The organism is Arhodomonas aquaeolei DSM 8974 (assembly GCF_000374645.1).
Lineage (GTDB): Bacteria > Pseudomonadota > Gammaproteobacteria > Nitrococcales > Nitrococcaceae > Arhodomonas > Arhodomonas aquaeolei.
The window spans coordinates 1-25,057 of the sequence record NZ_KB894807.1; the positions used below are offsets into that span (position 1 = coordinate 1).

The following is a 25,057-nucleotide window of genomic DNA, read 5'->3' on the forward strand; positions in this document are numbered from 1 at the left end:
TCATGGCCACATGCCACTTCGTGGTGCTGCCACGATGCTCGGCGCGCTTGCTCACGCCCTGATAGGCCGAGTCGCCGAAGGCGTGTTGCTCGGCGCCATGGAGCAGGTGGTGCGCCTGGGTGATGTCGGCGGCATTGGCGGGCGTGGCGACCATCGAGTGCACCAGCCCCGAGCCGGCGTCCACGCCGATATGCGCCTTCATGCCGAAGTAGTACTGCTTGCCTTTCTTCGTCTGATGCATCTCGGGGTCGCGCGCCTTGTCCCTGTTCTTCGTCGACGGCGGTGCAGCAATGAGTGTGGCATCGACGATGGTGCCCTCGCGCAGCATCAACCCCTGCTCGGCGAGGTGGGCGTTGATCGCCTCAAAGATCCGCCGCGTGAGCCCGTGGCGCTCCAGGAGCCGGCGGAACTTCAACAGCGTGGTCGCATCCGGCGCCGCCTCCCGCGCAAGGTCGATGCCCACAAACCGCCGGATCGCCTGGCTGTCGTAGATCGCATCCTCGATGCCCTCGCCGGAGAGCCCGAAGCACTACCCCCGCCCGGTACAGCCGGGAGGGAATAAATCAGTGTTTCCTTAGGGCTCGATCAACGTAGTATTTTCTTAGCACCTGTTAAATATTTTGCTTACGCCAGTTACCCACTGCAATTGACAGGCGTTTATCCTTGGCGGGCTGTTGCCATTCATCCCAAAAGTCGACCGTGCCGCTGTTTGGTTTATTGTGAGGCTCGCCGACTCTGATCCGGCTTGGTAGCAAGCTAGCATCACCAACAACAAGCGCTTCACCCGTATCGAGGGTCGGCAGAATGTCGCTAAATCCGCCTAGACTATCCGGAAGGAGACGCTTTATAACGCCCTGATCCTCGGCGTTGGTCAACCTCATGGATACGAAGTTGCTGCATTGGCTGAGCATAGTTTTATTTACCTCAGACGGACGCTGACTGATCACCACCAAACTCACGCCGTATTTACGCCCCTCCTTCGCGATTCGCTCGAAAATATCGAGTGAGATGTCGTCAGCAGATTCAGCCATGTTGCGTTGAGGCATGTAGAGATGCGCCTCGTCACACAAAAGCGCTATAGGATGACGTAACTCCGATGGCGTCCACTGTTGGACGGAGAACGTGACCCGCGCAACCAGAGATACGATCAGGGGCAGAACGTCAGAAGGCACTTCAGAGAAGTTAATTATCTTTATGCCTGCCTTGCCATTCTCGTCGGTACTCCCAAGTACCGCCGTGACGAATTTATCGAGCCAAGTGAAGTCCAGGACGTCGGCACCACCATTGAACATAAAGCCAAGACGTCTATCGGAGATCTTGTTCTCAAGGCGAGAAATCATACGGGCGAGTTTTCCGTAGAATTCACCTTGCTTCTCGCTGCCAGATCTTGCTCCAGGAACCATTTCGACGTTGATTTCATTCAGGCGTGCCATCAGGACATCCAGCTCGAATGGGACCGGACTATCAACCGTGAAGTGCTTCAACACATCGTTCTGACTATTTTCTTCGAGGTACCTTTGCTTCGCCTGATTGATTTCGCGAGCCATGATCATGGCTTGGTTGGGAGCATTTTGGTCGCTTCGATCGACGAACATAGATACCAGCGCCTCGTACGAAAGAAGCCAGTATGGTAGGTAGAACACACCGTCGGCGATAGTTTTCTTGTCCTCAACGTCTGCTGGCCCAGCGACTTTAAAGTGCTGGATGCCTTCCCCTACCAAGGGCGAATATTCGCCATGGAGGTCGAATACGATGGCATTAGCTGAAGAAAGCGCCGACATCTGCTCGATGATTTTGGCAGTCGTCCAGGATTTACCCGAGCCGGTGCTTCCACCAACAAAAGCATGGCGCTGGAAAAACTTGTTACCGTTGAGATAAGCAACCGCGTTTTCATCCAGAGTATATTTACCGAGGGTCAAGGCATTTCCATCGGCCGAGATACTGGAGAGCGTGCGCATAAACCCAGTGAGGTTTTCGCCTTCGAGTGAGAAACAATTCGCGTCGATTTCGGGAACGCTTTCTAGAGTGCGGCGGAATACATTTTCCTTTTCACCATCACGATCCAGCATAGTGCCAATCAGAGCTATACGACACATATTTAGCTCTGATGCTTGGTCGTTGATACCGTCACCAACAACTTCCTCAATGCCACGCTTACGGGTGACTTGCGTGATAACACCGATGAGGTGTTGCCCCGGTTTGCTACTTTGGAGCACGGCTAGATGGTTAACCTGCAACCTTTTTAGCTGGTCAACATTCTCAACCTCTACGATCACATTTGTTGTGTCGACGGAAGCTACTTTCCCAAGTGTCTCCTCATCGCTAAAGTTAAATATCGCCATATCTTCTTCCTACATAATGAGTGATAGGTAGCCTTCAAGAGTCCAGAGATTCTCTTCTACCTTCAGCGGATTATTATCCAGAGAGGAATAGACGATGGATTGATCGTCTGTTTCGCCCCGTTCTATCGCCAAGTAGTTCTGTGCTTTTCCCTCAATAATTAGCTTCTTGGCAGAATCAGAAAGGGCGTATGTGATGATGGTGATCGGAACATTCTTCCGGAGGCAATTTACCATCAGTTTCGGCTGAATGTGCTCGTCATTAAAACCGTAACCAACACAAAGATAAGAGCCCGCCTCGTTGAGAGCTTGATCAGCGTTACGAATAATGGAACGGAATGGCTCAAGATGGGTTTTTTGGTATTTTTGTGTTCCAGGAGTTACGATCTGCGGCTGGTAGTTATCAGGTACGTCATTGATACTTGAGAGAGCAACAGTATCTCCCAAAGGGGACTGAAACCAATCCAGAGACCCATGGACTTTCCAAATGTTAGCTCTACGGGCTGAGGTTATTTCTGTAGGGTCGGCCAACTGACGAAAGAAGCCGTGGGTAAACCCGGTAAAATGGTGGATCCGCCCTTGATCGCAGGCATACTCTGCTAGACGATCATAGTTTGTAGTGACAATGTTCACAGTTTTAAGGCTGCTTTTGAACATATGCTGAATAAGGCGAGTCAATGGAAACATCGCATTATCTTCAAGGCCATTTCTAAATATTCCGTTATCTTCAGATTTAATCAGTACCCAGGTCGACTTGACTATTCTTGATGTCAGCTCTTCAGAAGCTGTTACGCGATATAAGGCAGATTCCAAGTCAACATCATCTTTTAACAACTGGCAGAATTCGTCCCATGTCTTGATATCGGTACTATTTAGCCCCGAAATTTCAGTATTCTCAACCAGATGGTTAGCCAGTGCCGACATTCCAGACATGCCGTGCGCAGCCGAGGCACCACTGCCCAAAATGAGGACAGGTGCTTTTCCATAGAAGTCCTGAGCTTGTTTTTGGTAGTTCAAACCAGACATATCACTCTCTCAATTATTGCACCTGTATCCTTCGTTTTAACGTACGGCATGTCGAAAGCCCCAGTAGCCCTAACGCTAATGCTCAGCCGACGCGAAACCGCGTAGCGGTTGAGCGGTCGGCTGCAGCGCGTGGTTGGGCCAAATCACGTCGATCCGGCACCCCATGCCCAGTCGCCGCCAACAACGACGAAAATCTCAGAGCTAAAACCTCTCCGCTTAAAAGCAGCCTGCACTTGATTTCTGATGTCGTCTCGAACCGACGTCGAACTGTTTCCGTTGAAGGTTCCCATGACTGATGTCGTCGGAATCACAACATCCCCTCCCTGGTCCGATTTTATGACCTTTTTCAGGCCGATAGTTGCCAAATCGGAGTACGCGTTCTCGTAATCCTGCCTAGACGCGTTCTCTAAATCGAACATGCAAAACACTAGGTAACTCATGAGGGATCTCCACGTACGGCCTAACGCCGAAGCTGAGAGGCGTTTGTGGAGTGGAGCGCGAAGCGCGTAACGGAACAAACGTCCCTCTCCAGCGATTTGTTATGCCTCATCAATATCGATAACTCGGGCATTGTTTCGTTGCACCCAAGGCTCAACTTCGCTTTCGATCCAAGAGAGAACCACGATTGCTGACGCTAACCTACAAGCATCGACTTTTTTTAGCATTTTGTCGCCGCCCCAAAGAGCCAGAACAACTCCTCGCTCCGATAGCGGATTTACCGTCTGCATTGATTTGATGTTTACGGGGCGATCATGGAACGTGCAATGCTGGCCCTTAACCATGTTCTTAACGAATTTTTCCCCAAGAACATCCGCAAGCACCGTGTTTTCGCAATGCTTAAGCGCGGGAACCAGAAGCGTGATGTTGAGGGAGCGATCTTCTGCGAGTACGGCAGCAGCACCCAGGGCGGTATTTAGCTTCGCCTTATCTGGACCATAAGCAAGTACTGCGAATAAATCACGCATAAGATTTCCTTGTGGCATAACGCTTGGCTTTGCGGCACACCGGAGCGCAGCGTAGGCGTGTCCGACAACAGCCACTGGTTATGCGGGTACATGCACCGAATTTATGGGGACAATTCTCTCATGATCGACAAGAATCTCTCTCCCAGACCATACAAGCGCACCGATGCCATGGTTTGATAACACCTTCATTATCTGCTTATCCACTCTGGGTCTGACAACATCACCAACCTTTTGGGAAAGCTCTAGAAGACAATCATCCCCAATATCCACCATCACAATATCGTCCTTTGCAAAAAACTCCGTGCAGTGAATTTCAAACTTACCCTGACACCTTGAAAAGTTTCTATACTTGTACGACTCCTCAAGTAAATCGCTAACCCACATTGGTCGATCAAGGGTATGCAGGTGACAAGCATAGACTCCGTAGTGGTGAAGTTTGGTGCTCTTGGCGATGATTTCTCGTGGTCTAGTTTGTAAATCCAAAAATCTTTCGATTATTTCGAGCGCTTCCACAATTTCCTCTACGTATAACGCCCGCAACAGCGGAAAATTAGGAGCGCCAGCGAGTAATTTGTCCGACTGCTTGCGCTGGTTAAATTCATCTATAGATCTGGCAGGACAGTTGGGTCAAAGCCCCACATATGATCAGGATTTCGTGTACACCTAACCACTGTAGTTTTATTGTTTTTTGGGCCTATCGATCTAAGCTTGAGCCTGCCCGTGCACTTAGGGCAGCTGCCTTCTATTTTAGTGACGTATATTTCGCCCTTAGAACCAGATTCAAGGTTGAAAAACGGCGGAAAGCTTATGTGCTTGGTTTGCACTAACACCATGCCAATAGGAAATAAAATCGCGCCTATTGCCATAGATACAATAAAGAAGAACTGATATCCAGTACCTATAAACCCAAGAATACTCGCGACACTACCAAAAAAACCAATTAAGCCGGAAATAACCAGCCACGAAGCTTTCAGCTGGGTCCCTGCCAGGGACAGGGGTCTGACTTTTGTACGATCGATATACGCTTTTTCGGAACCATCTTGATTCGAATTAATATTAATCGTATTGCCAGTAACCCGGTTTTTATTGCCGAAGTTTACTGAATTATCTCCAGTCGATATTTTAACGCTACCGGCAGCATTCAAAGTGTGACCACATTCGGAGCAAAACTTTGCTTGTTCAGTAGCTTCCGTTCCACATTCAGTACAGTGCATCGTTACTATTTCTCCTCAAATTTAACAGTGATTAGGTAGCGCGCACGGATATTCAATAAACGTGCGCGCACGATATTGCAGGCTGCGGGCTTGCGTTTTCCACTGTAACCTACTGATTTTATAGACCATCCGTCTCCGCGCCGCCAGGCCTGCCGCAATATCGTGCGCGCAGTTTGAGTCCGCGTCATTGATACTGTATATATATACAGTATTCAACATGGAGGTGATGTCATGGACTCGACACGCAAGCGCCGGCTGATGGATCAGGTCCGCCGGGCGTTGCGGGTGTTCCTCGAATACCTGGCGGTGGAGCGCAAGGTGGCCGCGGCGACTGCGTCGGTGATAGCGGATTCGGGAGACACCCTCTCCCCCAGCCCCTCTCCCGTGAAGGGAGAGGGGTGAACAGTGGGTCGCGCCTTGCTGGGGCGGGCCGGTCGTTCGGCTGCCGGGTGAGTGTGTGCGGATTCGGGCGACACCCTCTCCCCCAGCCCCTCTCCCGTGGAGGGAGAGGGGTGAACAGTGGGTCGCGCCTCGCTGGGGCGGGCGGGTCGCTCGGCTGTCGGGTGAGTGCCTGCGGATTTCGGGGACGCCCGCTCCCCTGGCCTCTCTCCCTTGCAGGGAGGGGGGTGAACGGCGGATCGCGCTCTGGTGGGGCGGACGGGCTGATCGGCTGCCGGGTGGGTGGGTGCGGATTTCGGAGAGCCCCTCTCCACCGGCCCCTCTCCCTGAAGGGAGCGGTGAGCGGCTGCTCGGCAGTCTGTCCACCGGGGACTGGCGTCCCCCGGCTAGTTGTGCGCGCTGCCGTCCGTGGCTGGTGTCCATTCCCTCATCCCCTCACCCCTCGGCGTGCCGGCGCACGCCCGGTTAGCTCAAGGCTGCCCCGGCCGGCATGGTGTTGTCCAGTCGGCCGGGGCGATCCCGCGCGGGATCGTCACCCGCACTTGCTGTCGCCGCAGTTGAGGCAGGTCAGGCAGCCGTCCATGACGACCATGGCCTTGGTGTGGCACTTGCCGCAGAGCTGGGCGCCCTCGGGGTAGGCGTCGGTGCTGTCGTCGCAGTCGGCGGCGGTCGGCTCCGGGGCGGCCTTGGCCTCGGCCTCGGCGCGCTTCTGCTCGATGAACGCCTTCTGGTGCTCGTCGAGGCCGTCCTGCTCCATCATGCCGATCTTCTTGAGGTGCTGGTCGATGACGTCGCCGATCTCGGCCACCAGCGAGGGCATGAACCGGCCGCCGCGCTTGAAGTAGCCGCCGCGGGGATCGAATACGCTCTTGAGCTCCTCGACGAGGAAGGTGCAGTCGCCGCCCTTGCGGAACACGGCGGAGACGATGCGCGTGAGCGCGACGATCCACTGGAAGTGGTCCATGTTCTTGGAGTTGATGAAGATCTCGAACGGCCGCCGGATCTCGTGCTCCGTGCCCTGGTTGAGCACCACGTCGTTGATGGTGACGTAGAGTGCGTGCTCGGACAGCGGGGTCTTGATCTTGTAGGTCGACCCCTCGAGCATTTCCGGCCGCTCGATACGCTCGTGCATGTGCTGGATCGACGACTCCGCCGGCGCTTCGGACTGCTGTCCCTGAGTCTGGTTCGCCGCCTCGGGTTTCACCACCTCGTAGTCAACGATCTTGCTGCCGATGTGGATCGCCATGGTCTCTTCCCCGTCGGGCGCGTCCGCGCCGATGTTGTCCTGTCGTGCTGCCATCGTACTCGCTCGCTCGGTTGGCCCGCACCCAGCGGGGGCGGGCCGTATGTGCGTCAGAAACGGCCGTAGTAGCCTTCCTTGAGGGCGTCGTAGAGGTTCGCCGCGGTGTGGATCTCGCCGTCGTACTCCACCTCGTCGCCGCCCTTGGCCTCGACGACGCTGCCGTCATCGAGCACGAAGCGGTAGGTGGTGTTGGCGAGGTCGCTGTCCTTGACGAGCACGCCCTGGAACGCCTCCGGGTTGAAGCGGAAGGTGGTGCAGCCCTTCAGCCCCTGCTCGTAGGCGTAGCGGTAGATGTCCTTGAAGTCCTGGTACGGGTAGTCCGTGGGGACATTGGCCGTCTTGGAGATCGAGGAGTCGATCCAGCGCTGCGCGGCGGCCTGGATGTCGACGTGCTGCTTGGGCGTGACGTCGTCCGCGGTGATGAAGTAGTCCGGGAGATTGCGCGTCTCCGGATCGGTGCTCGGCAGCGCCTCCGGGTCAACGAAGTAGCGGTACGCGAGCAGCTCGAAGCTGTAGACGCCCACGCTTTCCTTGGACTTTTTGCCCTCGCGGATGACGTTGCGCGTGTAGTGATGCGCGAAGCTCGGCTCGATGCCGTTGGCGGCGTTATTCGCCAGCGACAGCGAGATCGTGCCCGTGGGCGCGATGGAGCTGTGGTGGGTGAAACGCGCGCCGCGCTCGGCGAGCTCGTCGACGAGCTCCGGCTCGGCCTCGGCCACGCGCTGCATGTAGCGGCTGTAGCGCGCCCACAGGACCTTGCCGGCGATGGTGTCGCCCGGGGCGTAGCCGTCCTTCTCCATCTCCGGGCGCTTGGCGAGCATTTCCCTGGTGACGGTGAACTCCTCGTCCATGAGCGGCGCCGCACCCTTCTCGTCCGCCAGCGACAGGCCGGTGCGCCAGCCCTCCAGCGCCATCTCCTTGGCGGCGCGCTCGGTGAACTCCAGCGAGGCCTCGTCGCCGTAGCGCATGCGCAGCATGGTCAGTGTCGAACCCAGGCCGAGGAAGCCCATGCCGTGGCGGCGCTTGCGCATGATCTCCTCCTGCTGCCTGGGCAGCGGGAGGCCGTTGATCTCCACCACGTTGTCGAGCAGCCGCGTGAAGATGCTCACCACCCGGCGATACTCCTCCCAGTCGAAGTGAGCCTTCTCGGTGAAGGGCTCGCGCACGAACTTGGTGAGGTTGATCGAGCCGAGCAGGCAGGCGCCGTAGGGCGGCAGCGGCTGCTCGCCGCAGTTGTGGGCGTGCAGGCCGTTGGCATCGAAGGTGTTAATCCCCGGCACCTGGACGTCATAGACGTCCTCCACGCCGTCGTCCTCGACACCCGTGACGCGGGCGACGAAGCGCTCCCGGTTCAGCCGCCGCGAGTAACTGTCGAGCAGCGCGTCGAGGCGGCTCATCTTGTCGCTGTCAGAAAAACCGATCCGCTCGCGGAACCGGGCGATGCCCTCGCCGGCGAGGACCAGCTCATGCTGCGGCCGGATGGCGTAGTCCGCGTGGCCGCCACGGCCGTCGGGCATGCGCGCCGCGTTGGCACGGCGGCGGTCGCGGTAGATCGTCGCCGTAATGCCCAGGCGCAGGAGCATCCGCTGAACGGCCTCGAGACGCGAGAGATCGGACTGGGCGAGCCGCACGCTCACACCCTTCGCCTGGGTGCCCTGCACGGAACCATCCGCGTCGAACAGGCCGCGCAGGAAACCGCGATAGCCATCGCTCGATGCCTGCTCGAGCGCCGGGGTGATCGCCTTGTCGCCGGGAGACATGCCGAGCGACTCCGCGAGCTGCTTGAGTGCACCGAGCGCAAGGCGATACTCGCCACGGCCGGCGACCTGCTGCCAGCCCGCGAAGTCCGCGCGGTGCGGGAGCGTCCCGGCGGCGCGCATGCCGGCGTCCATCACGGCACGGGCGCCGGCGCTCAGCCCGCCCTCATCGCCGTTGCCGACGGCGGCCGACTCCCACACGGAAAGCACGGCCTTGTCCGCCTTGAGCGTGCCGTCGCCCACGAGCAGGCCAAGGAGGTAACCCTCGTCCTCGTTGACGGCACCGCCCCACTCGGCATTGTCGCGGTGATCGTTGAGCAGCACCCGGTCGCCGGCACGGAGCTCGCCGGCGGCGCACCATTCCGTCTCGGTGGTGTAGCGGGTGAAGCGGCTCACGCGGCGCACGCGGTGGTCCTCGGTGAGCCGAAGGCTGTAGCCCTCTGCGGTCTGCAGCCGCACGACCGGTTTGGTGGCCGTGCGGAAGAAGCCCTCCTCGCCGGAGGCATGTGCCTGTCCGTCGACCCGGGCGACGAACGAGCGGCCGATGAGATTGCGCACCTGGCGCGGCCCCTCATCGGTCTGCACCCAGGTATCCGCCGTCACGCACGGGTTGGTGGCGCGGATCTCCTCGCAGAACCAGTTGTTGTTCATCTCGTTGACGCGGTCGATGAGGATGAACCCGGGCTCGGCGTAGTCGTAGGTGGAGGTCATGATCATGTCCCAGATGCGCTGGGCCTTGATCCGCTTGTAGATCCGGCAGGCGACGAGGCCGTCCTCGCGGGTGATGTAGCCCTCGCGCCGCGGCCACTCGCGCCAGACCACCTGCTCCGGGTCGTTGAGGTCGACGCCGTCCATCTCCGCCTCCTTGGGCGAGAGCGGGAAGGCGAGCGGCCACATCTCGCCGTTCTCCACGGCCTTCATGAAGCCGTCGGTGATCAGCAGCGAGAGGTTGAACTGGCGCAGGCGCCCGTCCTCGCGCTTGGCGCGGATGAAGTCGAGCACGTCCGGGTGGCCGACGTCGAAGGTGGCCATCTGCGCGCCGCGCCGCCCGCCCGCGGAGGAGACGGTGAAGCACATGCGGTCGTAGATGTCCATGAACGACAGCGGCCCGGAGGTGTAGGCGCCGGCGCCGGAGACGTACGCCCCGCGCGGGCGCAGGGTGGAAAACTCGTAGCCGATGCCGCAGCCGGCCTTCAGCGTCAGCCCCGCCTCGTGGACCTTGTCGAGGATGTCGTCCATCGAGTCGCCGATGGTCGAGGACACGGTGCAGTTGATCGTGGAGGTGGCCGGCTTGTGGTCCCAGGCGCCGGCGTTGGAGGTGATCCGCCCGGCGGGGATCGCGCCGTGACGCAGCGCCCAGAGGAAGTTCTCGTACCACTCGTCCCGCTTCTCGGGCACCTCGACCTCGGCGATCGCGCGCGCGATGCGCTTGTAGGTGTCGTCCACGGTCTCGTCCAGGACGGTGCCGTCCTTGGTCTTGAGCCGATACTTCTTGTCCCAGATGTCCTGGGAGGCGGGCTGTATCGGGATCTCGTTAACGCTCTTGGGCAGCACGCGCACCTTCGCAGCGGAACTCATGTGGCCATTCCCCCTGAATCGGGTTGACAGATTCGAACAGTGGAGTAGTCAACGGCTTATGCCGTTTTTCCACAACATATAAACACGGCCATCCCCAGTCGGCCCCATATGTTGTGGTTGGTACCGAAATGGTATACCAGAAATCGTCGCTGTCAACGCCGCGCCGGATGGCGGTGATGTGACGTTTGTGTACAGGTATTTGACAGTAATAAACAAACCCTATACGCTTTGTACAACCTTACGGACGGGGTTGCGTTCAGAACGGTTGTCTCTTCCCTTCCTCGACAACGACGAGGAGCCGCGCAAGCGGCGTGGCCGGGCCTTCGGACCCGGCCGTTTTTTTTGGTTCAGCGCAAAGCGGCGGGAGGCCCCGACCACGACCGGCGCCGCCATTCAGCCGGCAGGTTGTGCGCCGAAGGCATGCAACGTTTCGTGCTTTGCCAGAGGAACGCCGCATACGGCCTGGTGGCTGTGCCCGACCTACGCGGCAACGGGCAATGCGTACGGACCGGGGCGCTGCGGCAACCCGGTCCTGTCGGTTGCCAGGAGCAACCGATCTACCGGAACGAGACAGCGGGCATAACCGCACAGCCGTGACGTCGGGTAGGTCGGTTGCTCGAAGGCAACCGACAGCCAAGTGGCGGTATCGCCCGGTGTACCGTGGCGACACCCGCGCACGACCTCCGGCGTAACACCGCCCACGCGGCGTCATACCCCGAACAATGCCCACGGACCGGGGCGCTGCGGCAATCCGGTCCTGTCGGTTGCCAGGAGCAACCGACCTACCGGAACGAGACAGTGGGCATAACCGCACAGCCGTGACGTCGGGTAGGTCGGTTGCTCGAAGGCAACCGACAGCCGAAGCGGCATATCGCCCGGCATACCGGCGCGGCAGCCCGTGCACGCCATCCCGGCGCGACACCCGCGGCCGCAGGCGTTACCCTTGCGCCTCAGCGAACTAGGGAGGGCGACGCCTTGGCAGGCACCACGCAGACCACGGCACACGAGCACTGGGGCTCCAGGCTGGCATTCGTTCTCGCCGCGGTGGGATCCGCGGTCGGACTCGGCAACGTCTGGAAATTCCCCTACATCACCGGCGAGAACGGCGGCGGCGCCTTCGTGGTGGTGTACCTGGCATGCATCGCGCTGATCGGCCTGCCCATCCTGATCGCCGAGATCCTGCTCGGGCGCCGCGGCCGCATGAGCCCGATCAACGCCGTGGCGGCGACCGCCCGCCGCGAGGGCCGCTCGCCGGCCTGGGCCGGGGTCGGCCTGCTCGGCATGGCCGGCTCGTTCGTCATCCTCTCGTTCTACAGCGTCATTGCCGGCTGGGCCCTCGCCTACGTCGGCCGCACGGCCACGGGCACCTTCGCCGGGGCCGACGCCGCGACGGTGAAGGCCGCCTTCGACGCGCTCAAGGCGAGCCCGTGGCAGCTCGTGCTCTGGCACACGGCGTTCATGGCGCTGACGGCGGTGGTGGTGGGCCGCGGGGTGCGCCACGGCCTGGAGCGCGCCGCCAAGATACTCATGCCCGGACTGGCGCTGCTGCTGGTGATCCTGATCGGCTACGCCGCCACCACGTCCGGCTTCAGCGCCGGCGTGGACTTCCTATTCACCCCGGACTTCTCGAAGCTCAGTACCCATTCCGTGCTGATCGCGCTGGGCCACGCCTTCTTCACCCTGAGCCTGGGCATGGGGATCATGATCGCCTACGGCTCCTACCTCGCTCCGGGGACCTCCATCGCCGGCACGGCGCTGTCCGTGGTGGTGCTCGACACGGTCATCGCGCTGATGGCGGGCACCGCGATCTTTCCGGTGGTGTTCGCCAACGGCCTGGAGCCCGCCGTAGGCCCGGGCCTGATCTTCCAGACCCTGCCCCTGGCCTTCGGGTCGATGCCCGGCGGTGCGCTGTTCGGGGCGCTGTTCTTCCTGCTGCTGACCTTCGCGGCGTGGACGTCCACGATCTCGCTGCTGGAGCCCACGGTGGAGTGGCTGCAGGAGCGCGGCCAGGGCCGCTGGCCGGCGACGATCAAGGCGGCGGTGACGATCTGGGCCCTGGGCGTGGCCTCGGCGCTGTCGTTCAACGTGTGGTCCGGCTACACGGTGTTCGGCCAGAACCTGTTTGGCGCGCTCGATTTCCTCACCGCGAACGTCATGCTGCCCCTCACCGGGCTCGGCGTCGCGCTGTTCGTGGGCTGGGGCATGTCCACGGCCAGCGCCAGCGAGGAGCTGGGCCTGGGTGAGACCCTGGGCTTCCGGCTCTGGCACCTGGCGATCCGCTTCGTCGCGCCGGTCGCGGTGGTGGTGGTGTTCGTCTACAACCTGCTCTAACACCGTTCCGCCGGCGAGTGGGCGGCGGGGCGGACGACGTGATCGCCCCGGCCGGGACCGCCCGCCCCCCGTGGGGCGGGCCCGCCCGCCGGGGCACCATGGATGCCGGGCGGCGCGTTGCCCGGTTTCCCCCGCCGTCGCTATAATCGCTAGCCGAGAATCGGAGGAAGCTGCGGCCCAGGGAAATGGGCTTCACCCGCCGTGCCCCCGGAAACGCGCTTTCCCGAAGGTCGCGTCGGGCCTCGCAGGCTGTCCTTCCGTCCCCATCAGGGACTGATCTCTCCCGGCTCATAGAGCTGCAATGGACGCTGCAACGGGGAAACAATGACGTCAGTCCCTTCTTCGGGCCCATCGCTCACACGCCCGGCCTCTACCCAGCCGATACCGGAAACTGCGGGTGTCGCCGGCGACACCTCGACATGGGCCGCCGATCGCAATCCGTCGCCGTTACCGCCCACCGCCGGATTCAACCGGGCAATTCAGGATTTCGGGTCGCGCCTTCAGCGTATTATCCCGACGACCGCACATCGCGCGCCACGCATGGACACCCTGTCGGGCCCGCTCGCCGGTGTGGCGGGCCCGTGGCGCATTGACTCCCGTCGGGACCAGGGCAACGGACACCCCATTGCCCGTTTCGCGGGTCTCACCAACGCCGCTTAGCCGGCCCCTTTACCTGTTCCGGAGTTCTTCGTGTCTACCAGAACCATCGTGCTGTCCGTGCTCTCGGTCGCCGTGCTCATCGGCGTCGGCACCACCATCGTGGAGCTGTCCGCACCGGACGAGATCCGCTTCAGCCCCGCCGTCGGCGAGCAGCGCGACTACCGCATCGACGTGAGTGCGGTGATGCGGGAGGACGACAGCCAGTCTTCATCGTCGGACACGCAGGCGGTGACCGTGCAGAGCGTCATGCGTTACCGGGTCGACTCGGCCCGCCCGTCCCTGACGGTGCATCTCGACCCGCGTTTCATTCGGGCCCGGGAAGGCCGGCAAACCTTCTTCTCGAGTGCCCGCTCGGGTGGTCTGTTCCGCGGCCCCGTGCGCGACCTGATCACCGGGGGATTCGACCTGACCATGGAGCCCGACGGCGAAACACGGCTGACCGCCACCAACCACGCCGCCTGGAACCTGATCACCAAACAGTTGACCGGCACGCTGGGCAGGCAGCTGGAACAGCACATGCTCGCACCGTCGGTGCCGTTGAGCCTGCCGGCACGCGAGGGCGCGCAGGTCACGCTGGACGGATTCCAGGGCATGCCGGGGCTGCGTCTGACCGTCGCCGATATCGACGAGGACGGCGTGTTCGTCGACATCACCAGGGCCGAAGACGGGTCCACCAGGGTGGACCCCCTGCGCATCATGGGTCACAACCTGTTCATACAGTTCACCAACGTATCCGGACGCATGCGCCTGGAGCGCGACAGTGGTTGGATCCAGTCGCTGACACTGATCAGCGATCAACGGATCGACGGCTTCGGCACGGCGCTGAACGTTCACACGCAGCTCGCCATGAACGCCGACGATGACCCGACAACCGGCGCCTGGGCGGACAGCCTGGAATGGTTCACCTGGACGAGCGGACTGGCGGGCGTGAGCGATGGCTACTCGCTGTTCCTGCCGCAAACCGACGGCGAGGCCACCGACCTGCCGCTGATCGAACCGGCGGAGGCCCCGCTCGCCGACGCCGGCACCACTTTCCGTATCGACGGCAAGGACAACGCGCTCGCGCTGACCATCGATCACGGCATCAACGGCGACGGGAAGCTCGGCCAACTGACCCTCCAGGAATTGACACTGCGAGACGCCGATGGACAGGCCCTCACGATTCCGCTGGTACTCGAGTCCATCGGCATCGACTACGGCGACGACGACCGGCAGAACACCGTCATCCGGCTACTCCCGCTCGGCTGGGCCGACCCGGGGCTGGAACGCATCGCCAGCGTCGATGCCACCGTTATCTATAGGCCGGCGGAGGAACCCACGCATACACAACTCCCCCTGGCCGACGAACCGACGGAAATCCGCGACGGGTCGGTCTCCGCCCGGGCAGTGCCGGTCGACGGCCAGCCCGGTCACTGGCGCATCCTGTTCGCCGGCAAAGACAACCGTTACTACACCTACGACAGGACGCGGAACTACGCTGGTCTCTCCGGACGCCTCATCGACCAGGCCGTCGACGGCGGCCTGTCGGCCTCCGACCGGACGCTCATGCAGCGCGTGGACGATCCCGACCGCTGGTTTCAGCAGTACGCTGTCGAGGGGGACGGGGACACCTTCGGCCTGGCGCTGTTCACCGAAAGCACCGAGAGCAGCAGGCACATCCTCCATTTCACCAGCCGCGCCCTGCGGTTCTCCAATCGCGATATGCCGCCCCCTGAAACCCGTTACCTGGACCGGTCCACGACGCCGGGCAAGGCACCGCTGAACCTGGACGATCTCGCCGTCCGCGACGCAGACCGGAATCAGCTCCGCCTGACGCTGCCGCGCGGTATCGGTTCGGCCTGTGAGCTCACCGCCAGCGCGCCGCCGCTGGAGGGGCACGAACTGGTCTGGCAGCCCGCCTTTCAGCGCCACCCGGATTTCATCAGCGAGACCTGGACCCCGGACGGCGAGACCACGGACTGGCTGTTGATGACCGACGACGGCGTGCGCGTGTTCTTCTACGGGATCGAGGTGGACACCCGCCTGAGCTGCCCCGGCCAGCCGGCGTGGCACACGGAACCAGCCCCCACACCGCCGGACAGGCCCTGGCTGGTGGACATCGCCGCCGCCGTCGGCGATGACGTCGACCCCGAAACCCCGGCCGCGCTCTTCTTCCGCGGCACGCGTTTCCTTGACGCCAGCGGCCGGCCACTACGTCCCATGCCGCTGGATGCCTCCCCCGATGCCCCGTCCACCCCGTGGTCCAGGGAGCAGATGCAGACCACGCTTGCCGACTACCTGGCCGACGACGGCACGATCCGTTTCTGGGGGAAAGTGACGGCGGTTGAGACCATTACGTTCTCCGGCGAGCCCATCGAGCGGACCTGGCACAATCGGCTGGAAGGCCTGCAGGAATGACGTATCCCCGGTTCAGATTCCGACTGCTCGGCCCGCTGGCCGTCGTTGCGCTGTGCCACGGCGGCGTCGCGGTCGCCGCACAACGGCCCGCCGCCGAGGGGGCGGCCAACGCTAACCCGGCGGCGGCACCCACCGCCGGAACAGGGGCCGTTCACGACGCCGCGGCGCCGCGCTCGCGTATACGCACCGTCGGTACCGGCAGCGACCGCCGCGAGATCCACGAGGAGATCGACGGCTACGGCTACGTAAACGCGCGGCACACGGTCTTCCCCGGACTGGCGCGCGAGATCGACGTGCGCTTCGCGCCCAACGGGCGGGTCAGCCATCGCCGCGAGCGCCGCGACGGCCATCGGGTGGGCCTGTTCATCGAGACCGTTTCACCGGGGCACTACGTCCGCCGCCACTACGACGCGCAGGGTCGCCGCCATGGCACCGAGACCGAGGTCATCGATGGCCGCACGGTCACCTCGGTGACCTACGTCCACGGCAGTCCTGTCGGTCCATTTCACCGGACCGACACCGAGGGGCGTCGCACTGAAGGCCACTACGTCGACGGTGAGCTGGATGGTGCCTACCGAATCACCAGGGACGGCCGCACCGTCGAGCGCAGTCACTATGACCACGGCGTCAAAGACGGCCCCCACGTGCGCTACGACAGCGAGGGCAACATCCTCGAGAAGGGCCGTTACGTCGACGGCGACCGGGAAGGCCCCTGGATCGAGCCGGCCCGGCTCGGCGATCACTGGCGGGGCGACTACCGCCACGGCAAGCGTCGCGGCCGCTGGCGGATCGTCGATGCCCGGGGCTATCCGGTGGAGGAAGGCGTATACGACGACGCCGGCCGACGCACCGGTCTGTGGGCCGTCTACCGCGACAACGGTGAACTCCGGGACTGCCCGCTATACCGCGACGACGAGCGGGTCGAACACCCCGACTACGATTACGATTCCGGGCAGACCGCCATCGAATACTGCAACGGTCAGCTCGAGGCCGCGCCGGAACGCTAGACCGCGGTAGCGCGGGGCACGGCTACCAGAGGTCCGGCGGCACCGCGCCGCCGGGCCCGCGGCTGACGGCGGGCTCGTAGCCGAGGAAGCGCATGATCTCCGCCTCGCGCGCGAGTGCATCGCTGTAGCCCAGGCGAATGGCCGCACGGCAGAAGCCGGCCTCGAAGAGCAGGTAGCTCATCACCACCGACCCCGGGTCGTCCGCACCGCTGCCGCGGAGGTAGAAGCGCATCGCCCGCGGCAGCTCGGCGGCATGGGCGGCGGCCAGGCCGGTGAGCGAGGTGCTGGGCTGGATCACCAGCGTCTCCACCGGGCGCAGGCCGGTTTCGCCGTGGCGCCGCGCCCGGCCGGGCACCAGCGAGAGGGTGCGGTTGATGCGTTCCAGGCGCTCGACATCCGCCGCCAGTGAGTCCAGGAAGGCGCTGTCGAGCATGTGGCCGGCGATCTCCGCCACCGACGGCGGATGCGACGCCACCGTCTGTGCCGGCGCGGCCGCCTCGTTGTCCGCCACGCCCACGACCAGGATCCGGTCCGCGCCCAGGTGCAGTGCCGGGCTAAGCGGCGCGAGCTGACGCACCGCACCGTCGCCGTAGTACTGCGTGCCGATGCGCACCGGCGGGAAGATCGCGGGGATGGCGCTGGAGGCCATCAGGTGAGCGACGCCGATGTGCGCCGGCCGCCCCTCCCGCCGGGCCCGCCGCCAGCCCGCCAGGTCCGGCGCGCCCTGGAAGAAGGCCACGGACTCCCCGGTCGTGTACGACGAGCAGGTGATGCTGAGCGCGCGCAGATCGCCGCGGTCGATGGCCTCGCGCAGCCACGAGAACCGGATGGTCCGCGCCAGCAGCCCGCGCAGCGGGGCGTTGTCCAGCAGCGCGTCCGGGCGCTGCGTGCCCAGCCCGGAGAAGAACAGCGCCGCGAGCCAGCGCGCCGCGCTGCGGGTCAGCCGCATGCCGCCGGCCTCGTAGACCTGGCCCACACGGAAGTGCCGCCACACACGCTCCAGCCCCCGGGCACCGGTGGAGAAGCGCCGGGCGTGGGTGGCGATGGCGGCGGCATTGATCGCCCCGGCGGAGGTCCCGGAGATCACCGGGAACGGGGACGGCGCCCGCGGCGGAAGCATGTCCGCGATCGCACGCAGCACCCCCACCTGGTAGGCGGCGCGGGCACCACCCCCGGTGAGCACCAGCCCCGCGGTGGGGCGCTCCGTCGAGTGACGGCGGCCGATCACCGTCAGCGGCGGATGAACAGCAGCGCACCCGCGACGATGGCCAGCGCGCCCATGGCGAGGTCGTCGTAGCGGAACGTGAGGTGGATGATGTCGCGCAGGCCGTGAACGATCAGCCAGACGCCGAGGAGTATCGAGCCGAGATGTCGCATGTCATCCCCACGGTTGCGACGGGTTTGTGATTGTCTCCGTGGGGATTATACCGGTGTCGAACGCGCCTGCGGGGCTTCAGACGTGTTCGTGCAGGCCGCACTCGCGCTTGAGCCCGAAGAAGCGCGTCTGCTCCTCGGTGAGGTCATCGCTGAGCGGGCGGCTGGTGTGCCAGTCGCCGATGGACACGTACCCCTCGTGCCACAGCGGGTGGTACGGCAGCCCGTGGCGGCGGAGGTAGTAGTAGACGTCCCGGTCGCTCCAGTCGATGATCGGGTGGACCTTGTAGCGCCCGTTCTGCACCGCGACCACGTCCAGCTCCGCGCGGGAGCTCGCCTGCTGGCGGCGCAGGCCGGCGAGCCAGGCATCCGCGCCAAGCTCGCTGAGCGCGCGCTGCATGGGCTCGACCTTGTTCATGCGGTTATAGCGCTCTATGCCCTCGACCCCCTGCTCCCAGAGACGGCCGTATCGCGCCTCCTGCCAGGCCGCGCTCAGCGGGCTGCGGTAGACGTGCAGGTTGAGCGCCAGCCGCTCGGTGAGCTCGTCTACGAAACGGTAGGTCTCGGCAAAGAGATAACCCGTGTCGATCAGCACCACCGGGATGTCCGGGCGCTGGCGGGTGACCAGGTGCAGCATGACCGCCGCCTGGGCGCCGAAGCTCGACGAGAGCACCAGTCGGCCGGGGAAGTGCGCAAGGGCCCAGGCGACCCGCGCGGTGGCGTCCGCACCGGCGAGCTCCCGGTTGAGCGCCTCCAGCTCGTCCGCCCCGGGGGCGTCGTGGCGGGTGTGCGTATCGATGGCCGTTGCTGCCGTCATCCTGATCCTCCGCATCGCCTGAAGGGGCGGTTCGCGTGAGGGTCACGATAAGCAACGGCCCTTAATCGATAAAGGAATCAATACCTCTATATTCAAACTATATCGTTATAAACCTCACCGCACCGGCTTCACCGGCAACGCCCCCCAGGACTGGCTGACAGGCATGATCTCCATGCTGTTGATGTTCACGTGGGGCGGCAGGTGCACCACCCAGTGAATGATCTCGGCGAGGTCGTCGGCCACGATGGGGTCGTTGCCGCGGTACAGTGAGGCCGCGCGCTCGGCATCACCGCGGAAGCGCTGGATGGAGAACTCGGTCTCGCACAGCCCCGGCTCCAGGTTGGTCACCCGTACCCGCGTGCCCAGCAGGTCCGCGCGCAGGTTGCCCGAGAACTGTGCGACGAACGCCTTGGTCGCGCCGTAGACGTTGCCGCCGGGATAGGGCCAGCGCCCGGCGATGGAGCCGAGGTCGACGACATGGCCGCGATTGCGCTCCACCATCCCGGGCAGCACCGCACGGGTGGCGTACATCAGCCCCTTCACGTTGGTGTCGACCATCGCCTCCCACTCGTCCACATCGGACTCCCAGGCGGGCTCCAGTCCGCGCCCGATGCCGGCGTTGTTCACCAGCACGTCCGGCTCGTCGAAGGGCGCGGGCAGCGCGCCGAGGCGCTCCATCACCGCCTCGCGGTCACGCATGTCGAGCTCGACGGCGTGCACATGCTCGGGCCCGCCGAGCTCCTCGGTGAGCCGCGCCAGGCGCTCGCGCCGGCGGGCCGTGGCGACGACGCGCCAGCCCTCGGCGGCAAAGCGCCGGGCGGTGGCCTCGCCGAAACCGGACGACGCCCCGGTGATCAGAATGGTCCGTGTCATCCGCCTCTCCTCAGCATTCGATCTCGTCCTCGAGCACGGGCTGGAAGCGCGTGCCGTCGAGCTCCGGCTGCAGCACCACGATGTCGCCCTTGGCGAACACCCCGGGCCCGAGCCCCTGGCTGGCATGGGACAGGGCCTCGGCGGTGGCGCTCTCGTCCTCCACCCCGGGCGGCAGGACGATGAAGAACCCGACCACCTTGTCGTCCGCGCCGGCGAGGGCCCAGCGGGCCTCGCGGCGGGCACGGTCGACCTCGCGCTGGAGGTCGCGGTCGTCGGGGTGACGCATGGCGCCGGCCCGTAACGCGCGGATCAGCCGCTCGCCGAGCGCCCGGGCCTCGTCCCCGGCGTCCGGCCGGCCGGGGATCTGCACCCCGCCGGCGCCCACGAACGCCCGCGCAAACGCGAGCACGCCGCCCTCCGGGTCGGCGCGCACCGCGTCGCGCCCGGACGCGACGGCATCTCGGATCGTCGCGATCTGCCGGGCCCGGTAGTGGCCCGCGCCGGTATCACTCGAAATGGTCGTACTCGTTCATGTAGCTCGTGGAGTAGGCCTGCTGCACACGGATCTTGGCCGCGATGAAGTCGCGGTGCTGGACGTGCAGCAGCTCGGCGATCTTGCGCACGAGCTGTTCCTCGTAGCGGTTCATGTCCTCGTCGGCGAGGCACACGCGCCAGAGCAGCTCGACCACGCCGCACTTGCGCTCGTAGTCGAAGTTCTCGTTGATCAGGCGGGTGAACTCGAAATGATCCGTCGCCTCGTGGGCCTCGTGGTCGGCCAGCTCGATGAGGGCGGTGGTGTCCTCGTCGGACAGGCCGAACACCTCGCGGATGCCCTCGTGGATGGCCTGGAATTCCATGCTGTGCCGCTCGTTGTCCTCCTGCGCCATCTCGATGAGCAGCGCGGCGGTGGCGAGCTGCAGGCGGTGCTGAGGGTCGTTTTCGGGGTGGTCGTTGAGCTGGATCCGCTCCTGGTAGAAGCGCTTGATGGCCTCGAGCATGTCGGCTCCCGGTTTCCGTGCATGCACGGCCTGCCCCGTGTGCCACCACGGGCGGCAAGCCGCCGGGCCAGCTTTCTGGCCCTTCGCCCCCCGGCGGACCGGCCACCGGGGCCTGGGAGTCCGGGCAGCGGGACTCCTGACTCTAATATCGGACGCCGGTTTGCTCAGTGCAAGTCATGGAACCGCCCCGCCGGCGCAGAACCGGCGGGGCGGGAAGGGCGGACGGCCCGGGCGGGAGACCCGCGTGACGCCGTCGGCTCCCGCCGCGCGGCCTAGTAGTTACCGGCAACCCGCGTCGGCAGCGGGGCCTCGCGGACCACAAGCTCCTGGCCGGGCCGGATCAGGTCGGGATCGCCGATATCGTTGGTGGCGATCAGGTCGTCGACACCCATGTCGTAGCGCCGGGCGATGGCGGCCAGGGTGTCGCCGCTCTGCACGGTATAGACCGCGCCGCCCTCGTCCACCGAGAGCTTCGACAGCGGCTTCGGCGGCTTGCCGGCCATGGGTACGCGCAGGCGCTGGCCGATGCGGATGTGGTCGGGCCGGGTAATGCCGTTGACCGCCGCCAGCGCCAGGGTGGAGACGTCGTGCCGCGCGGCGATCGCCGACAGGCTCTCGCCGGAGCGCACGCGGTGGTGCTGATCCGGCCACTGCTCGGCGTAGCGCTGGTCCAGGGATACCCCGGCCAGGGCCTGGCGCACATCGCCGGGCTCGCGGGCGGGCACGCGCAGGGGATAGCCCTCGGGGACGAACTTCTCGCCGGCCCAGATCCCCCGGCCCAGGCCGAGGTTATAGCGGCGCAGGGTATCCTCGTCGATATCCAGGGCGCTGGCGATGGCCTTGGCGGGCATGAAGTCCGGCACCTTGACGATCACCGGCTCCCAGGCGGACTCCGGCTTCACGTCCGCGAAGTAGCGCCCGGGCGCCTGGGCGACGTCCACGGCGGCCAGGATCGCCGGATAGAAATTACGCGAGGCGAAGCCGAAATACGGGCCGTCGTACTGGTGGATGATGGCGCCGATATCACTGCTGCCGACCGTCTCCACCGCACGCTGCATGCCGTTGGCGCCGTGGTTGTAGGCGGTGACGGCCAGCGGCCAGCTGCCCAGGCGGGCATAGTTGTCGGCGAGCAGCCGGGCGGCCGCCTCGGAGGCGCTCCAGGGATCGAGGCGCTCGTCGATGACGCCGTCGATGCGCAGATACTGGCGGCCCGTGCCCCGGGTGAACTGCCACATGCCGGCGGCACCCGCGTGGGAGCGGGCCGCCGGGTTGAACGAGGACTCCACGTGGGGCATCGCCGCCAGCGCTTCGGGCACCCCGTGCTCGCGCAGGGTCCGGCGGATGTAGCCACGCCAGCGCCCGGAGCGGACCAGTCCCTCGCGGAAGCGGTCGCGCAGACCGCCCTGCACCCGGAGGCGGTCCGCGGCCTCGCGGAAATCATCGGCGACGGCATCGCGGGGGAAGACCGCCCGCACCCGCCGTTCCAGCGCCGAGTCCGGGGCATCCGGGTGCGCCGCCAGGCGTTCGAGCACGCCGCGGTATACCGACACCGCCGCCTTCACCGCATCACGCCGGGGCTCCGGCTCGCTGCGCGGCGGCAGATCGATAACGGCATAGATGCGCCCGAGCTCGCGCCGGTCGTGGATTATCGCCTGATCACCGGACACCTGGGTGTAGACGCGTTTCCAGAAGGCGATCTCCGGCGCGAGGTTGTCCGGCCGCGGCAGCTCCGTGGCCGACACCCGCAAAGCCAGCCCCATCAAGGCGGTCACCACCGCCGTCACAAGGACCCTTCTCATCGCCCCCTCCCCCAGGACGTGCACCATTTCGCAAGCATAACCGCGATTTAGCGCTACGCCTACAAGTTCTGTCATAGCTGTGACGCCGATCACGACAGCCCTGCGACCGGGCGCTGTGCTACCGTCGCGCCATGACCGAGACCGTCAGCCCTGGCCTTGCCGGCTGGCTGGTGATCATCGCCTCCGGGCTGATCGCCACCGCCGCCGCCCTGCACGCGCTGCTGCACAAGCGCGATCCGGCCGCCGCATTCGGGTGGGTGGCGGTGTGCCTGCTCTTCCCGCTGGCCGGGCCGGTGCTCTATTTCCTCTTCGGAGTCAACCGCATACGTACCCGGGCGCGGGTCCTGCGCGCCGAGCAGCTGCCGCCGGCAAGCGGCGTACCGGCGGACGAGCATCTCGCCGTGCATCCCGAGTTCACCCAGCAGGCGCGCATCTCCGGGGCGGTCACCGGCGTGCCGCTGACCGCGGGCAACGCAGTGACCGTCCTCCACGACGGCGAGGAGGCCTACCCCGCCATGCTCGAGGCCATCGAGCAGGCCCGCGATCGGATCTACCTCGCCACCTATATCTTTGAGAGCAACCGCACCGGCATACGCTTCGTCCGGGCACTGGCCCGGGCGGTCGAGCGCGGCGTGGACGTGCGCGTGCTGCTCGACGGCGCCGGGGAATGGTACTCCTGGCCGCGCATCCGTCACCGGCTGCGCCGCGAGGGGGTGCCGGTGGCGCGGTTCCTGCCACCCGGGCTGCTGCCGCCACGGCCGTTCGTGAACCTGCGCAATCACCGCAAGATACTGGTGGTGGACGGTGTGACCGCCTTTGTCGGCGGCATGAACATCGGCGACCGCCACCTGGCCCGCAGCCGCGGCGGCACCCGCGACGCCCACTTCCGCCTGCGCGGCGCGGTGGTGGAGCAGATCGAGACGGTGTTCCTGGACGACTGGCAGTTCACGACCGGTGACCGCCGGCGGCCCCCGCCGCGGCCCGCCGCCGAGGAAGGCGAGGCCATGTGCCGCACCCTCATCGACGGCCCCAACGAGGACCTGGACCGCCTGAGCATGGTGCTGGTGGGCGCCATCGCGGCCGCCCGCCAGCGCGTGCTGATCATGACGCCCTACTTCCTGCCGCCGCGGGAGCTCACCGCCGCGCTGCAGGCGGCCGCGATCCGCGGCGTGCACGTCGACATCGTGCTGCCCGGACACAACAACCTGCCGTTCATGCACTGGGCGACACGCAACGTGCTCTGGGAGCTGGTCAAGTGGGGCGTGCACGTGCACTACCAGCGCGGGCCGTTTGCGCACACCAAGCTGCTGGTCGTGGACGACCACTACGCCCAGATCGGCTCGGCGAACCTCGACCCGCGGAGCCTGCGGCTGAACTTCGAGCTGGTGGTGGAGGTGTTCGACGCCGCCTTCGCCCGGCGCATCGCCGCCCATATCAGGCACGCCGTGGAACACGGCCACAACATCACGCTCACGGAGCTCTCGGGACGGCCGTTCCTCGCCCGGGTGCGCGACGCCTTCTTCTGGCTGTTCACGCCCTACCTTTGAAAACCCTCGCCCCGCCCCCATCCCGGGGCAGGTCGATCATACAGCCAACGACTCAAGGAGGACTGCATGTCCCGTCACTTCGAGCAGGCCCCGGGACTGTGCGAGAGCCCGGACCCGGAGACGCAGCAGTACGTATTCAACCAGACCATGGTGCGCATCAAGTCGCCGGAGCGCTCACTGGACTTCTACACCCGGGTGCTGGGCATGCGCCTGGTCCGCAAGCTCGACTTCCCGGAGATGCGCTTCACGCTGTACTTCCTGGGCTACGTGGACGGCAACGACGCGGCCGGCGTGCCCGCCAACGACGACGCGCGCACCACCTGGACCTTCGGGCGCGAGGCGATGCTCGAGCTCACCCACAACTGGGGCACCGAGGACGACCCGGAGTTCAGCTACCACAACGGTAACGACGAACCCCAGGGGTACGGGCACATCGGCATTACCGTGCCGGACGTTTATCAGGCGGCCGAGCGGCTCGAGCGCCTGGACGTGCCGTTCGTCAAGCGCCCGGACGACGGCCGGATGAAGGGCCTGGCGTTCATCAAGGACCCGGACGGCTACTGGATCGAGATCCTCCAGGCCGACATGATGGAGCGCCAGAAGCGCGGCGGCTGAACGGATCACCGGGTCCCCGGGCGTCAGGAGGGACGGAACCGCCCGGGGCACCCCGGTG

At 64.5% G+C, this 25,057-nt stretch carries 21 protein-coding genes and 1 pseudogene; 6 read left to right on the forward strand and 16 right to left on the reverse strand.

The features are described 5' to 3' along the window. From C516_RS19170 to C516_RS20490, 7 genes and pseudogenes are all read right to left on the reverse strand, one after another. Positions 1–526, reverse strand: a pseudogene (locus C516_RS19170) (IS5 family transposase); the annotation flags it as partial. Positions 527–611: 85 nt separating this feature from the next. Continuing rightward, complete coding sequence (locus C516_RS19175; RefSeq protein ID WP_040409434.1) at positions 612–2,342, reverse strand: ATP-binding protein; 1,731 nt, start codon at positions 2,340–2,342, stop codon at positions 612–614. Between the two features lie 9 nt (positions 2,343–2,351). Beyond that, positions 2,352–3,365, reverse strand: coding sequence for an SIR2 family protein (locus C516_RS19180; protein ID WP_040409435.1), 1,014 nt, complete (start codon positions 3,363–3,365; stop codon positions 2,352–2,354). A 143-nt stretch (positions 3,366–3,508) separates the two neighbouring features. Then, positions 3,509–3,805, reverse strand: a complete 297-nt coding sequence (locus C516_RS20485) for a hypothetical protein (RefSeq protein ID WP_051088216.1) — start codon at positions 3,803–3,805, stop codon at positions 3,509–3,511. 99 nt (positions 3,806–3,904) lie between these two features. Beyond that, positions 3,905–4,330: a hypothetical protein gene (locus C516_RS21015; protein WP_156831187.1), complete on the reverse strand. Its 426-nt coding sequence runs from the start codon at positions 4,328–4,330 to the stop codon at positions 3,905–3,907. A 78-nt stretch (positions 4,331–4,408) separates the two neighbouring features. Continuing rightward, positions 4,409–4,843, reverse strand: a complete 435-nt coding sequence (locus C516_RS21020; protein ID WP_156831188.1) for a hypothetical protein — start codon at positions 4,841–4,843, stop codon at positions 4,409–4,411. 89 nt (positions 4,844–4,932) lie between these two features. After that, positions 4,933–5,544 (reverse strand): zinc ribbon domain-containing protein, encoded by a 612-nt coding sequence (locus C516_RS20490; protein ID WP_051088217.1) that lies wholly within the window; start codon positions 5,542–5,544, stop codon positions 4,933–4,935. A gap of 231 nt (positions 5,545–5,775) precedes the next feature. Between C516_RS20490 and C516_RS21025 the strand changes: the two genes are divergently transcribed. Then, complete coding sequence (locus tag C516_RS21025) at positions 5,776–5,946, forward strand: hypothetical protein (RefSeq protein ID WP_018718129.1); 171 nt, start codon at positions 5,776–5,778, stop codon at positions 5,944–5,946. A 529-nt stretch (positions 5,947–6,475) separates the two neighbouring features. Here the strand turns inward: C516_RS21025 and C516_RS0109425 are convergent. Further along, positions 6,476–7,189, reverse strand: a complete 714-nt coding sequence (locus tag C516_RS0109425; protein WP_026321073.1) for a TSCPD domain-containing protein — start codon at positions 7,187–7,189, stop codon at positions 6,476–6,478. 107 nt (positions 7,190–7,296) lie between these two features. After that, positions 7,297–10,581 (reverse strand): LAGLIDADG family homing endonuclease, encoded by a 3,285-nt coding sequence (locus C516_RS0109430; RefSeq protein ID WP_018718131.1) that lies wholly within the window; start codon positions 10,579–10,581, stop codon positions 7,297–7,299. A 975-nt stretch (positions 10,582–11,556) separates the two neighbouring features. On the opposite strand from C516_RS0109430, the gene C516_RS0109435 reads away from it, so the two are divergent. The 3 genes from C516_RS0109435 (at position 11,557) to C516_RS0109445 (ending at position 16,976) form a co-directional block, all read left to right on the forward strand. Next, entirely contained in the window at positions 11,557–12,912 is a 1,356-nt protein-coding gene (locus tag C516_RS0109435; RefSeq protein WP_018718132.1) for a sodium-dependent transporter, read from the forward strand. A 690-nt stretch (positions 12,913–13,602) separates the two neighbouring features. After that, entirely contained in the window at positions 13,603–15,969 is a 2,367-nt protein-coding gene (locus C516_RS0109440) for a hypothetical protein (protein ID WP_156831189.1), read from the forward strand. Beyond that, positions 15,966–16,976: a toxin-antitoxin system YwqK family antitoxin gene (locus C516_RS0109445; RefSeq protein WP_018718134.1), complete on the forward strand. Its 1,011-nt coding sequence runs from the start codon at positions 15,966–15,968 to the stop codon at positions 16,974–16,976. Before C516_RS0109440 ends, C516_RS0109445 begins: the two co-directional genes overlap by 4 nt. 22 nt (positions 16,977–16,998) lie before the next feature. On the opposite strand, the gene C516_RS0109450 is transcribed toward C516_RS0109445, so the two are convergent. From C516_RS0109450 to C516_RS19185, 7 genes are all read right to left on the reverse strand, one after another. After that, positions 16,999–18,204 (reverse strand): patatin-like phospholipase family protein, encoded by a 1,206-nt coding sequence (locus tag C516_RS0109450; RefSeq protein ID WP_018718135.1) that lies wholly within the window; start codon positions 18,202–18,204, stop codon positions 16,999–17,001. A 2-nt stretch (positions 18,205–18,206) separates the two neighbouring features. Next, positions 18,207–18,353: a hypothetical protein gene (locus C516_RS21310; RefSeq protein WP_018718136.1), complete on the reverse strand. Its 147-nt coding sequence runs from the start codon at positions 18,351–18,353 to the stop codon at positions 18,207–18,209. A gap of 76 nt (positions 18,354–18,429) precedes the next feature. Beyond that, the gene (locus tag C516_RS0109460; RefSeq protein ID WP_018718137.1) at positions 18,430–19,167 is read right to left on the reverse strand and encodes a phosphoadenylyl-sulfate reductase; all 738 of its coding nucleotides are present in this window, start codon (positions 19,165–19,167) and stop codon (positions 18,430–18,432) included. Positions 19,168–19,281: 114 nt separating this feature from the next. Further along, positions 19,282–20,040: an SDR family NAD(P)-dependent oxidoreductase gene (locus C516_RS0109465; RefSeq protein ID WP_018718138.1), complete on the reverse strand. Its 759-nt coding sequence runs from the start codon at positions 20,038–20,040 to the stop codon at positions 19,282–19,284. 10 nt (positions 20,041–20,050) lie between these two features. Beyond that, on the reverse strand, positions 20,051–20,449 hold the full coding sequence (locus C516_RS0109470) for a hypothetical protein (protein ID WP_169509139.1): 399 nt from the start codon (positions 20,447–20,449) through the stop codon (positions 20,051–20,053). A gap of 97 nt (positions 20,450–20,546) precedes the next feature. Beyond that, entirely contained in the window at positions 20,547–21,038 is a 492-nt protein-coding gene (locus C516_RS0109475; RefSeq protein ID WP_018718140.1) for a tellurite resistance TerB family protein, read from the reverse strand. Positions 21,039–21,310: 272 nt separating this feature from the next. Continuing rightward, a complete protein-coding gene (locus C516_RS19185) occupies positions 21,311–22,837 on the reverse strand; it encodes a lytic transglycosylase domain-containing protein (RefSeq protein WP_169509140.1) in 1,527 nt (508 codons plus the stop codon). Positions 22,838–22,968: 131 nt separating this feature from the next. Here C516_RS19185 and C516_RS0109485 point away from each other — a divergent pair, with 131 nt between their 5' ends. Together C516_RS0109485 and gloA are read left to right on the forward strand one after the other, a co-directional pair. Further along, entirely contained in the window at positions 22,969–24,384 is a 1,416-nt protein-coding gene (locus C516_RS0109485; protein ID WP_018718142.1) for a phospholipase D-like domain-containing protein, read from the forward strand. A gap of 66 nt (positions 24,385–24,450) precedes the next feature. Continuing rightward, on the forward strand, positions 24,451–24,999 hold the full coding sequence (gene gloA / locus C516_RS0109490) for a lactoylglutathione lyase (protein ID WP_018718143.1): 549 nt from the start codon (positions 24,451–24,453) through the stop codon (positions 24,997–24,999). The last annotated feature ends 58 nt before the right edge of the window (positions 25,000–25,057 follow it).